Below are 12,514 nucleotides of genomic sequence, written 5' to 3' on the forward strand. Positions count from 1 at the left end.
AAATGAGCAAGATGGCTAAAGCCGGCATTTATTCTTTATTAAAAGAACATGCTTTAGAAGCAACTTGTTTTTTACTCATCTTTGGATTGTTTTTTTCTAGAGCAATTTTATCCATTTCTCTTCCTATAATGCTTTTAATAGCTATAAATAGCTTTTATCATCATCAAAAAATCAATCCTATAAAGCTAAAGCACTATTTTTTTATAGGGCTATACATTCTTATATGTTTAAGTATTTGGAATACTACAGATAAAGTTACATGGCTAAATATCCTATTTAAAAATAGCTTTTTATGGGTATTACCTTTGGTTTTTATATTCGCTAAAAAACCTGGTGAGGCTACAATTCAACGTTTAGTTTCATTTTTTGGATTTTGCGGAGTTCTTTGTATCAGTATAGATTTGGTATGGATATTATCTCATCAGCAAATATATAAAGAGATTATTGCTAAAAGCGGCAGCATAACTTCGGTTTTAGGGCCTTACCATACAGAACTTGGCCTGCTTTACAGCATTGCTTTTACAGCTTTATGGATGTCACTTTTAAATCAAAAAGAGCCAATTAAAAAAAGAATTATTATAGCCTTATTGATTCTATTTCTGATGGGTTTAATCATAATAGCGCAACGTTTCACCCTAATTTCCTTATTACTTTCAGGATTATTTTTTATAGGTAGAGAGCTTATCATCACCAAAAATTATAAATACTTAGGTTATGCTCTTCTATTATTTTTAGCTGCTATTATTGTTTATCAAAAAGTGCCCGCTATTAAGCAAAAAGTTATTTATACTAAAAATGACATCATCAGTTTAGTAGAAAACCAAAATCCTAATTATTTGTCCATAAGCCAGCGTTGGGCAGCAAATAAATGTGCAATAGAAGTTATTAAAAACAATGTTTTTATAGGTGTGGCTCCTGCAGATTTAAAACATGAAATGGATGAACAATATGCCCTAAACTCCTATTGGCTCATCCCTCAAAACAGAGTTTTTATCCATAATCAATACTTATATTTTTTAGCCTCATATGGCGTAATTCTTAGTGTTTTTATTTTTATAGGTGGGTTAATCATCCTATTTAAAGAAATAACGCATAACATCAAATTTTTAGCTTTTATTATCCCAATTATCCTCCACATGTTTACAGATAATACCATGGAAAGACAGATAAGCGGTATTAGTGTAGTATTTTTGTTACTTTTATTCACGAATTTTAAAATCAAAACTTTATCAGAAAGATGAAAGTAGCTGGCTTTACCTTTATTAGAAACGCTGTAGTTAATGATTATCCCATAGTAGAGGCAATTACATCCATCTTACCCCTATGCGATGAATTTATTATCGCTCATGGAAATTCTACTGATAATACTTTACAATTATTACAGGCTATAAATTCTCCAAAAATCAGAATTATTGATACTGTTTGGGATGATAGCGTTAGAGAAGGCGGTAAAACTTTTGCGTTAGAAACAGACAAAGCATTTAAAGCTATATCATCAGATGCAGATTGGGCGTTCTATATCCAAGGCGATGAGGTTGTGCATGAAAAATATCATGAAACCATTAAAAAAGAAATGCAGCTATGTTTAGAAGATAAAAACATAGAAGGCTTATTGTTTAAGTATCTACATTTTTATGGTTCTTATGATTATATCGCTACTTCTAGACGTTGGTATAGAAAAGAAATAAGAATCATCAAAAATTTAAAAGGCATGCATTCTTACAGAGATGCGCAAGGATTTAGATTTGAGGATAGAAAAATAAAGGTTAAAGAAATTGATGCTTATATTTATCATTATGGATGGGTTAAACCACCACATGGGCTAAACCATAAGGTGAGAAATTTCAATAAGTTTTATCGTGATGATGAATGGATTGAAACCAACATCCCAAAAGCAGAAAGCTTTGATTATGGCAATGCAGACGAGTTGGTGAAATTTAATTCTAGTCACCCTGTAGCGATTCAGCAACGAATTACGAATACTAATTGGGAGTTCGCTTTTGACCCTACAGCAGTAAAGAAAAAACTAAATTTTAGAAGGCGCCTATTAAAATGGATAGAAGAGCGAACAGGATATAGGCCTTTTGAGTACAAGAATTATAATAAAGTAAAGTAAAGATGATGCGAAGTATCTCTGTAATCATCCCCAATTATAATGGGAAACATTTATTTGAAAAGTATTTTGAGCATAATTTTAATGTGATTAAAAATAGCATTAATGATGTAGAGATAATTGTTGTAGACGACGCTTCTCTAGATGATTCCGTTTGCTTTTTAAAAGAAAAATATAATAATCAAATAACTATAATAGAGAAAGATAAAAATACAGGGTTTTCTGATACTTGTAATAAAGGGATTGAGATAGCCTCCAAAGAACTTATATTTCTTTTAAATACTGATGTGTATCTCACAAGCTCTTACTTCGATAAATTGTTTTGTTATTTTGAAAAAGCAGATACTTTTGGAGTAATGGGTAGAATAATTGGAATGAATGATGATTTCATTCAAGATGCTGCCAGAATGCCAGAGTTACATGGAAAAAAAATAAGAATTAAAAATTCTTATTACGTAGAAGATGACAATTTTTTCACACCAACGATATTTTTAGCAGGTTCAGCAGTATTAGTAAACACAAAAAAAATTAAACTTATTGGTGGATTCAATAATTTATTCAGTCCCTTTTATGGAGAAGATTTTGAACTATGTTTGAGGGCATGGAGAATGGGCTGGAAGTGCTATTATGAGCATGAAGCTGTTTGTAGACATGAAATATCTGGTACGACAAAAGATTACAAAAAAAGAAATTGGGTAAAGTTTATATATTTTAGAAATAGATACTTTGCTCATTTTTTACATTTAGACGGTTTAGACTTGTTAAAATGGAATATTCAAATTTTCATTTTTGACTTTCTACTATCTGTTTTAATGCTCAAATTTTATAAAGTTAAGGCTTATATAAGCTATTTATCCAATTTAAGTCTCCTTATTCAAAGTAAAAAGCATTTTACTTTCCTAATGGAAAAACAATCTGGTAAAAGTATAAATCTTGGACTCGTCATTAATAACATAGAAAAAATGACAAAAAATAAGAAAATCATAAAAGTTTAATTTGATACTAAATTTAGTAGCTATAGCTACCTCTATAGCTACTAAATCATATATGTGATTATATCCTAGTAGGTATAAGTATAACCTCTAGGTGATCTGAACTTGCCGTTATGAGAACTTCTTTTACCTCCTGCTGTTCCTGTGCTCGCAATAATATAAGAAGTACCTAAATTACTTAAGTTGGTATTATCAGGATAGTAAAATACCAAATTACCATCGTCTTGTAAGATTAAGAGTGCTTGTTGAGGTTGTCCCGGAAATAAGCCAGTTGGATTGGTACTTGCATTCCATATAGGGGTACCAGGAGAATATACTGAAATCGGATTTTTATAAATTACTAAGTTTCCATCTGATTGGCACCTAAAAGAATAATTGCCGGCACCACTAACCGAACCCGATCTCCAAATAGCACTATTGGCAGAATTATATAAAACTAAATTTCCATCCCCTTGCATGACTAAACGATAAACACCGTTTGGTGAGTATAAAGTTTCATTAGTGTTAAGTTCGGTTCGGATATTATAACCATTGTTAAAACTAGATCCTGCAAACCTAAGAATAGAATTACTACAAGTTGAATAATGACTAGGTGCTGAAACAGGTCCAGTCCCATAATAATTCCATTCGCCAGGAATAGAACCAGTATAGTAGTCATAAAAACAAAAAACAGAGTTTAATGTCGACGCAGTTTCTTGTAATGACGACTTTTCGCCTAATCGACTACTAGAATGTTTTTCATTTGATGTGGTTTTAGTAACTTCAACATCTTCTTTGCTACAAGCTGTTAAGGTAGATACAGCAATTGCTACAATAAATAAAAATTTAATTTTCATGATAAAATGTATTTGATGAACTACATTTTACGACTTTGAAAATTTAATGTTGCAAAAAATTTAAAATTTCTCGAAGATAAAATTATTACAATACGGTTTATTATTAAAATTTTGATGCTTTTCAAAAGAAAAATCTACAAGAGGTAAAAACTCTGTATCCTTAATAAAAAAACCTTTATAACCTAAATCTTGTAAAAAATTAAACACCTGTTTTACCTTTTCCTGACCAACATGTCTTTCTTCAGATTCAATAATTAGTTTTGGGGAATATTTCTTTAATGTTTCAATCCCTCCTAAAAGAACTTCCAACTCATTACCTTCAACATCAATTTTTAACAACTTAGGTGATATATGATTGGTTTGGCAGTATTCATCTAAAGTAAGCGTCTGAATTTTTTGCTCTAAGACCTCTTGTTCTTTGTTGAAAATATCTATTAAGCTAGCTCCCGGTGAACTTTTTTTACTTCCTTTTATAGGTATTCTTAATGTAAGTATATCTTTTGTATTTGACAGTGCAACATTATTGATAAAAACGTTATTCCATCCCAAATAGGCTTTAAGTTTAACCAAATAATTAAAAAGAGAAATTTGAGGTTCAAAAGCATATACCTTACCTTTTTCTCCTATTTGCTTCTTAATAAAATATAAATATCCGCCTTTATGAGCTCCAATATCTAGAACTGTATCTCCAACTTTTACATTTTCTAGAATATATTTAATTCCTCCTTTATCAGTTTTATTTTGATAACGAAACGCTCTAAATTTTAAGTTTAGTTGATGTAGAAAGTTCATATTTTTTTTGCCGAATATAGTAACATAATCTTATATTATCTATCTGTACAATCCATTTCTATCTTTTTATAAACAATAATATTTTCTTTTAATATCAAGACAGTAAACATGACATGAAAAATTGAACATCAACCTAAAAATTTTATACCTTTGAAATTTAAAGAATGAAAACATACTTCAGATTATTATCCTTTGCAAAACCTATAGAAAAATTCGCAATTCCTTATGTAATCTGTACATTGTTTGCAGTTGTTTTTGGTACACTCAATTTTGGTTTAATCATCCCATTATTAAACACTTTATTTTTAGATACTAAAGAACAAGTAATAGCACCTAGTTTTCCTGAAGCCAGCTTCTCTTTTAGTTACCTTATAGATTTATTCAATTACTATTTCAAAACAACCATTATTACAGAAGGGAAAATAGGAGCTTTAAAGTTTGTTTGTGTAGTGATTATCTGCTCTAACCTACTAGCAAACTTATTCCGTTACCTATCTCAAAGGATAATGGAAGATTTACGCATTCATACTTTATTAAATCTTCGCAAAACGGTTTTTAACAACGTAATGAATTTGCATGTTGGTTACTTTAGTAATGAAAGAAAAGGAGATATTATATCTAAAATTGCTTCTGATGTGCAAGTAGTTCAGTTCTCTGTTACAGGCACCTTACAAGTTGTTTTTAAAGAGCCTTTACAGCTTATTGCCTATATTATTGCGCTTTTACTTATATCTGTGAAACTTACCTTATTCTCTCTATTGGTTATCCCTGTTTCTGGTTTAATTATAGCAAGAATTGTAAAATCGCTAAAAAGACAAGCTACAGAATCACAAGAGACCTATGGCTTGATGATTTCTTATTTGGATGAAGCCTTATCAAGCATTAAAGTGATTAAAGCTTTTAATGCTATATTTTTTGTTACCGATAGGTTTGATAAACAAAATCTAAAATACTCAAAAATTACCCGCTCCATGACCAGAAGACAGCAATTATCTTCGCCTGTTTCTGAGTTTTTGGGAATATGTACCGTTTCCGGGATTTTATTATACGGTGGTAATTTGATTTTTGGAAATGCCTCAACCCTGGCTCCAGAAGCTTTTGTAACTTATATTGCTATATTCTCACAAGTAATGCGTCCAGCAAAAGCTTTAACAGATGCCTTTAGTAATATCCACTCTGGTATAGCTGCCGGAGAGCGTGTTTTAAATCTTATCGATAAAAAGCCAGAAGTTACAAACAAAGCAAATGCTGTTGTGGCACAACCTTTTTCTGATAGCATCAGATTTGAAGATGTTTCTTTTGGTTATACCGATAAAAAAGTCCTCGATAAACTAAATTTCACCATTAAAAAAGGGCAAACAGTGGCTCTGGTAGGTCCTTCTGGAGGTGGAAAAAGTACTATTTCTGATTTGATTCCGAGATTTTATGATGTAAATGAAGGAGCTATTTTATTTGATGGGAAAGACATCCGTGATTTAAAAATAGAATCTTTAAGAGCACAGATGGGCATGGTAAGTCAAGAGTCTATTTTGTTTAACGATACCATTTTTAATAATATCTCTTTTGGTATAGATGAAGTTAGTCAAGAAGAAGTAGAAGCAGCTGCAAAAATTGCTAATGCTCATAACTTTATTTTGGCTACAGAAAATGGTTATCATACCAATATTGGGGATAGAGGGATGAAGCTTTCTGGCGGCCAAAAACAACGTCTAAACATTGCTAGAGCAGTTTTACGTAATCCATCCATTCTAATTCTAGATGAGGCAACATCTGCATTAGATACAGAATCAGAAAAATTAGTTCAAGAAGCTATCAATAATTTAATGAAAAATCGTACTTCTTTGGTTATTGCACACCGTTTAAGCACCATCCAAAATGCCGATTTAATATTAGTTTTAGAAGCCGGTCAGGTAGTTGAGCAAGGTACTCATCAAGAGTTAATTCAGCACCAAGGGCTTTATAAGAAATTAATTGACATGCAGACTTTTGAAAATTAATATGGATATACTAGATATGTAAAAGATATTCATTTAATAATTTAGATTGAGTATGTAAATTCACTTTTCTTGCATGCTCCTTGATAAAATCTGAGTTGAAATTATTGTAATTTACTTCAACTTCATGCATTTTAAAAGCTAATTCATCGTAATTCAAGGAATCTATGATGTAACCTATTCCCTCCTGTACAAATTCCTTAATGCCCCCAGAATTAAACCCTACGATTGGTTTCCCCAAATGTGCCGCCTCTAACATTACCAATGGATAAGAATCTTCTCTTGAAAGTGATAAAAAAGCATCTCCAATATTAAAATAATCATAATAATCATCAGATTTTTTACCAATAAACTTAACTCTATCAATGAACTTGTTTTGTATAGATTGTAAAGCATAGAAAACAGTTCCTGAATCATCTATATCTCCTATCCAAATAACTTTATGGTTTGCCTTTAGCTTTTTAATCAAAGGAATGAGATAATCTACACCTTTTATTACACTTACTCTTCCTGAAATTATCCAAACAAAATCATCACCTTTAATATTTAGTTCATTTTTAATCAAATTTTGAGGCTTTTTAATTTTAATGAGGCTGTCATCAATGAATCCATATAAGAGTTTAACATTCTTATGCCCCATATCAGCTAATTTCTCACAAACAATAGCAGAACAACCAATGCACAAATCTGAGATACTTAACAGATTTTGGATGGATTTAGATTTAACTAAGTTATAAGAAAGAGGTAGCTCATGGATATGTGAAATCACTTTAACCTTTAATTTCTTAGCTATAATAAATGCGTCTCTATTGGCCAAAGTATTGATATACCAAATATCTGGTTTTACTTTTTTATGTATTCTTTTAAGTTGAAACTCAATTGGATTTATATTAACAGTATAGAGTAATAATCTAAAAATTCTATATAAGAAATTTTTATGTTTTTTATAGCCAATGAAATATTTAAAATTATAAGGTAATTCTTTTAATAGCTCCCCATCATTTCTAGAAAATAAATACGGTTGTATCTTATTAACATCTAAGTTCTTTAATATGTACATGAGCTGCATTTCTGAGCCATTTCTTCCAAAGAAAGGAGTGATAAATAGCACTTTTTTCATTATCGTAAATTTAATTTAAGAACATATCTTACAAAATACTTAAAAGCAAATTTTCTGTATGAAGAATTTAAAAGCTTTCTAAAACTTGGATTAAAGTACTTAATAGCTTCATCTGGATACATATCCCAAAACTCATTCAAAGCTATCAATTCCCAATTCCGTTCAATTTTAGTATAAATATTAGTTGGTAAATGTTGCCATTTTTTAAGAATTTTAAACCTTGATGCTGACATAGCTAAACTTCTTGATGACACATTTGTTGAGTGTTTTCTATAATATGCTAACTTTTCTTTTAATACTCCTATTTTAAAAGAATAGGAAATTCTTAACCACATATCCAAATCCTCTATCAGAAGGTTCTCGTCAAAATAACCAACTCTATCAAAGGTATCCCTTCTTATAAGTACAGTTAGTGCTGGTATTAAACATTTACCCAGAGCTATTTCATTAAAAGAATATAAACCATCAAATAGCTTTTCATTAAAAAATGTGTCAACCCGAGATTGAGAATTAACTATATACGAATTGCTACAAACCATAGCAAAACCTTTGTTGAATTCCATAAAAGCCACTTGCTTTTCTAGTTTATTAGGATGCCAAAAATCATCAGACGCTAAAATGGATATGTATTTCCCGCTTGCATATTTTTGAATACCCTTATTTAAAGTTGCTGAAATCCCTCTATTAGCCTGTGCCTCAAAAATAAATTCGTAATCAGTCCGAAGCTGGTTTATAATTTGAATACTATTATCTGATGAGCCATCATCTATGACAATTAATTCAATATTTTTATATGACTGATTTATAACACTTAAAAGGCATTCCTTTATATAATTTTCATGATTATAACATGGTACAATTACAGAAACTAGAGGATGATTATTTATCATGAATAATTTGTCTTAATGCTTCTTCTAATTGCAATAAATCAATATTAAATGATGAGTGGATATTGGAATTAGAATCTAATGTTAAGGTTTTATCATAAATATACTGCATATCTATACCAATCAAATTAGCTATTGTACTAAAAATAGATAAGTCTATAGCGTAATTAGTAAAACAAATTATTTTACAAGTACTTTTACAGAATATCATGTTTGTAAATGCTGCACCTGTTGGGCCTAAAATAAGCTCTGCTTCGTTAAAAATAGCAGCTTGTTCTTCTAAAGACTTCTCCTCTACATAAATAATAGAGAAATTGTATTTTTCAACTAGCTTTATTACATCTTCTTCATTATAAGTGCGTCTAGCACTTGCATTTTTCCTTGATAAGAATATTCGTTTATAGCCTTTATAATCTTTAGGAAGTTTTTTTAAAACATTCTTTCTTACAAATTCTAATGTTGTAAAATCAAATAAGTTATGATTAGCCTTTATCTTTAATATTTGATGATAGTTAGGGGGAATAATATTCGGACATTTGATATGGTATAAAAACTCTACTTTATATCTTAATCCTTTTTTAACCCATTTTATCTCCCTATGGTCTTTATTAAAAAGTTCTATTGCTTGTCTGAATTGTGGTACATGAAGACATATATTATCTATCAAAAGAGGAACTTCTGTGGGTATACTTAATTTTGATAAAACTTCAAATTTCGCGATAACCTCTAAAACAAAGTGATAATAATTTGATGAATAATTATTAATTAATGTAATTGCATTTTTAAAATACCCATCAATATTATTGGCATCCATAACTATTTTATCATTATTATAGTATTGAATAGCTTCATCAGTAAAATCAGTATTGGTATTATTTAAAGCATATTTTAAATCATATAAAACATATTGCTCATCTAATATTATTACACTAGAACCTCCAATAACTTCTGTATCTTCTATAACTGCAGCATATTTAAAACCAGGGGTTTCTTTTAATAATGGATGTAGCTTACTATTATAAAACTTAATTGAAGAATAATATAACTGAATTGATTCTTGATAAATGTAACTTATCTTTTCTGGAAAAAGCTGTTTATAAGTATTAACATCTATAAAATAACGATGTAAAAACCATTTTTTTGTTATAGCCTTCATTAGTGGTTTTAACAATTCAGGTTTGTTTCGTTTATACATCCTTTTCATCTTTCTTATGAGATAGCCCTTAAAGATGTATTTAATAGATATTTTTGCTCCCAAATCTAAACGGTATATTTATTTACTACATCAATTACATATTCAATTTCTTCTTGAGTTAAAACAGGACTCATAGGTAAACTAATTATATTTTGATGTATTTCTTCTGTTATAAGAAATTGTAAATGATTTAATTCTGAATATGCCTTTTGTTGATGTGGAGCAATAGGATAATGGATAACCGTCTGAATATTATGCTCATTTAAATAGGATTGAAATTTCTCTCTATCTTTCACAAGTACTACAAATAAATGCCAAACATGACATTCATCATTAGTAATCTGAGGAAGAATTAAGTTATAATTATTAATTTTAGATAAATATTGTTGCGCAACATAACGTCTAACAGAAATTTCTTTATCTAAGTATGCTAATTTAACACTTAGTAAGGCGGCTTGTAATTCATCTAATCTACTATTCAAGCCTTTAATATCGTTTTTATACTTCTCATGAGAGCCATAATTCCCTAATGAACGTATTACTGAATTAAGGTTATCATCATTGGTAGTAACAGCTCCAGCATCGCCTAAAGCACCCAAATTTTTTCCAGGATAGAAACTAAAACCAGCGGCATCACCCAAGTTACCTGCTTTTTTATTATTCAAAGTTGCCCCATGAGACTGAGCCGCATCTTCAATTACTTTTAAATTATATTTAGATGCAATTTCATTGATAGCCATCATATTAGCTAAATTTCCATATAAATGTACCGCTAAGATGCCTTTAGTTTTTGGGCTTATTTTTTCTTCAATCTTTGTGGGATCCAGATTATAAGAATATCTATTGGGCTCTACTAAAACTGGAATTAATCCATTCGCACTGATTGCCAAAATACTAGCAATATAAGTGTTCGCAGGAACTATAATCTCATCTCCATTACTCATAATACCAAGCTCCTTATAAGCCCTTAAAATAAGTATCAATGCATCTAAACCATTAGCCACACCTATACAATATTTCGTCCCGCAATAAGATGCAAAAGCATTCTCAAACTTTTTTACTTCCTCACCCTGTATATACCAGCCTGAATTAAGTACCCTCGAAAATGCACTTTCTAATTCTGCTTTATATTGTGCATTTATTTTTTGTAGATCTAAAAATTTAATCATTAAACTTTTTTTAGCTCGGAATTGATATACTCATAGTTATCTCCTGTTTTTGTATCTATGAGATTCTTATTTAACATTATACCATCTTTAGTAATATACCCCATGTGCCTAGCAGGATTACCATACCATAATGTGTAAGGGGGAATATTTTTAGTTACAACACTACCTGCACCAATCATACTATATGCTCCTATTTCTACACCAGCAATAATTGTAGAGTTGGCTCCTATAGAAGCTCCTTCTTGTATAATTGTTTGAACTTCTCTCCAGTCTGGGTTTTTTGAACGAGGATATAAATCATTTGTAAAAACTACGTTGGGACCAACAAATACTTTATCTTTTAGTGTTATACCGTCCCAAATATGTACTCCGGATTTCACTGTAACATCATTACCTATAATTACATTATTCTCTATAAAACAATGAGAACAAATATTTACTCTGCTTCCTATTTTAGCTTCGGAAAGCACAATACAAAATTGCCATATAGAAGTATCCTCACCAATAGATTGACTATGAACTTCAGAAGTAGGATGAACTTTATAATTCATTCTTGATATTTAAAAATTCAGAATATTCTCTTATATAATCAGATTCGTGATATTTCATTGAAGCTAAAACTAATAAAACCGCTCCTGATGAAAAATTAACTAACTCTCGCCAAATATAAGGTGTTACATATAAACCGTAATTAGGTCTATTTAAAGATATGGTTCTTTTATTTTTCCCATCATCAAGCACAACATCAAAACTTCCACTCGCTGCAACTATCAATTGATGAAGCTCTTTATGCGCATGCCCCCCTCTTGTTTCTCCACTGGGTACATCATAAAGATAATAAACCCTCTCAATATGAAATGGAACATCTATATTTCCATGAACCGGTGTAATGTTTCCTGCTCTGTTATGAATCTTTGATAATTCTATAACACTACAATTATATATAGTAGAACCCATTTACTTTTTGGAATTTAGATATTCATTAAAGTCTCTAACATAATCATTAGCATCATATGAAGTAGATGATAATACTAAGGCTAATGAATTAGTTGAAAAATTTTCCATATGCCTCCAAATACCTGAAGGCACATATATCCCATTATATGAACGATTAAGCATAAACTCTTGACCCTTGTATCCATCATGTACAACTAAAGTAAAGCTTCCAGATAATGCTATAATAAATTCTTCATTCTTTTTATAGCTATGTCCACCTCTTATTTCACCTCCAGGAACATCATAAATCCAATATGTACGCTCTATTTTAAAAGGTATATGATTCTCTTCCTCTAAAAATGAAAGATTGCCCCTATCATCTAAGATTTTAGGAAGAGAAAGTACTTTAACACTATTTTCAGTCACCATACTACTTTAACGAATTTAACCATAATACTGATACAGCGTTTATGGATCATC

The 12,514-nt window shown here is 30.2% G+C and carries 13 protein-coding genes; 4 read left to right on the top strand and 9 right to left on the bottom strand.

The genetic code is table 11. The annotated features are described in order from the left end of the window. The first annotated feature begins 11 nt into the window (after positions 1-11). From GJJ64_RS09320 to GJJ64_RS09330, 3 genes are read left to right on the top strand one after another with little or no spacing between them, the layout of a single operon-like run. Positions 12-1,241 (top strand): O-antigen ligase family protein, encoded by a 1,230-nt coding sequence (locus GJJ64_RS09320; RefSeq protein WP_195759263.1) that lies wholly within the window; start codon positions 12-14, stop codon positions 1,239-1,241. Next, positions 1,238-2,116: a glycosyltransferase family protein gene (locus tag GJJ64_RS09325; protein WP_154287528.1), complete on the top strand. Its 879-nt coding sequence runs from the start codon at positions 1,238-1,240 to the stop codon at positions 2,114-2,116. Before GJJ64_RS09320 ends, GJJ64_RS09325 begins: the two co-directional genes overlap by 4 nt. 2 nt (positions 2,117-2,118) lie before the next feature. Continuing rightward, positions 2,119-3,108 (top strand): glycosyltransferase family 2 protein, encoded by a 990-nt coding sequence (locus tag GJJ64_RS09330; RefSeq protein ID WP_229655503.1) that lies wholly within the window; start codon positions 2,119-2,121, stop codon positions 3,106-3,108. Between the two features lie 65 nt (positions 3,109-3,173). Here GJJ64_RS09330 and GJJ64_RS09335 read toward each other — a convergent pair whose 3' ends face one another. Together GJJ64_RS09335 and GJJ64_RS09340 are read right to left on the bottom strand one after the other, a co-directional pair. Then, on the bottom strand, positions 3,174-3,941 hold the full coding sequence (locus GJJ64_RS09335) for a hypothetical protein (RefSeq protein ID WP_154287529.1): 768 nt from the start codon (positions 3,939-3,941) through the stop codon (positions 3,174-3,176). A gap of 60 nt (positions 3,942-4,001) precedes the next feature. Continuing rightward, entirely contained in the window at positions 4,002-4,733 is a 732-nt protein-coding gene (locus GJJ64_RS09340) for an FkbM family methyltransferase (RefSeq protein WP_154287530.1), read from the bottom strand. Between the two features lie 164 nt (positions 4,734-4,897). Here GJJ64_RS09340 and GJJ64_RS09345 point away from each other — a divergent pair, with 164 nt between their 5' ends. Beyond that, positions 4,898-6,730, top strand: a complete 1,833-nt coding sequence (locus GJJ64_RS09345) for an ABC transporter ATP-binding protein (RefSeq protein WP_154287531.1) — start codon at positions 4,898-4,900, stop codon at positions 6,728-6,730. Positions 6,731-6,740: 10 nt separating this feature from the next. Here the strand turns inward: GJJ64_RS09345 and GJJ64_RS09350 are convergent, their stop codons facing one another. The 7 genes from GJJ64_RS09350 to GJJ64_RS09380 form a co-directional block, all read right to left on the bottom strand. Continuing rightward, positions 6,741-7,847, bottom strand: coding sequence for a glycosyltransferase family 4 protein (locus tag GJJ64_RS09350; RefSeq protein ID WP_154287532.1), 1,107 nt, complete (start codon positions 7,845-7,847; stop codon positions 6,741-6,743). Further along, positions 7,847-8,737: a glycosyltransferase family 2 protein gene (locus GJJ64_RS09355; RefSeq protein WP_154287533.1), complete on the bottom strand. Its 891-nt coding sequence runs from the start codon at positions 8,735-8,737 to the stop codon at positions 7,847-7,849. The genes GJJ64_RS09350 and GJJ64_RS09355 overlap by 1 nt, the downstream gene beginning before the upstream one ends. Beyond that, a complete protein-coding gene (locus GJJ64_RS09360; protein WP_195759264.1) occupies positions 8,727-9,890 on the bottom strand; it encodes a glycosyltransferase family 61 protein in 1,164 nt (387 codons plus the stop codon). The genes GJJ64_RS09355 and GJJ64_RS09360 overlap by 11 nt, the downstream gene beginning before the upstream one ends. Positions 9,891-9,994: 104 nt before the next feature. Next, positions 9,995-11,098, bottom strand: coding sequence for a DegT/DnrJ/EryC1/StrS family aminotransferase (locus tag GJJ64_RS09365; protein ID WP_154287535.1), 1,104 nt, complete (start codon positions 11,096-11,098; stop codon positions 9,995-9,997). Continuing rightward, positions 11,098-11,649, bottom strand: a complete 552-nt coding sequence (locus GJJ64_RS09370; RefSeq protein ID WP_154287536.1) for an acyltransferase — start codon at positions 11,647-11,649, stop codon at positions 11,098-11,100. The genes GJJ64_RS09365 and GJJ64_RS09370 overlap by 1 nt, the downstream gene beginning before the upstream one ends. Beyond that, positions 11,639-12,055, bottom strand: coding sequence for a sugar 3,4-ketoisomerase (locus GJJ64_RS09375; RefSeq protein ID WP_154287537.1), 417 nt, complete (start codon positions 12,053-12,055; stop codon positions 11,639-11,641). Before GJJ64_RS09375 ends, GJJ64_RS09370 begins: the two co-directional genes overlap by 11 nt. Continuing rightward, on the bottom strand, positions 12,056-12,463 hold the full coding sequence (locus GJJ64_RS09380) for a sugar 3,4-ketoisomerase (protein ID WP_154287538.1): 408 nt from the start codon (positions 12,461-12,463) through the stop codon (positions 12,056-12,058). Positions 12,464-12,514 lie beyond the last annotated feature (51 nt).

It is taken from the genome of Pedobacter puniceum, from assembly GCF_009674685.1.
Taxonomy (GTDB): Bacteria; Bacteroidota; Bacteroidia; order Sphingobacteriales; family Sphingobacteriaceae; genus Pseudopedobacter; species Pseudopedobacter puniceum.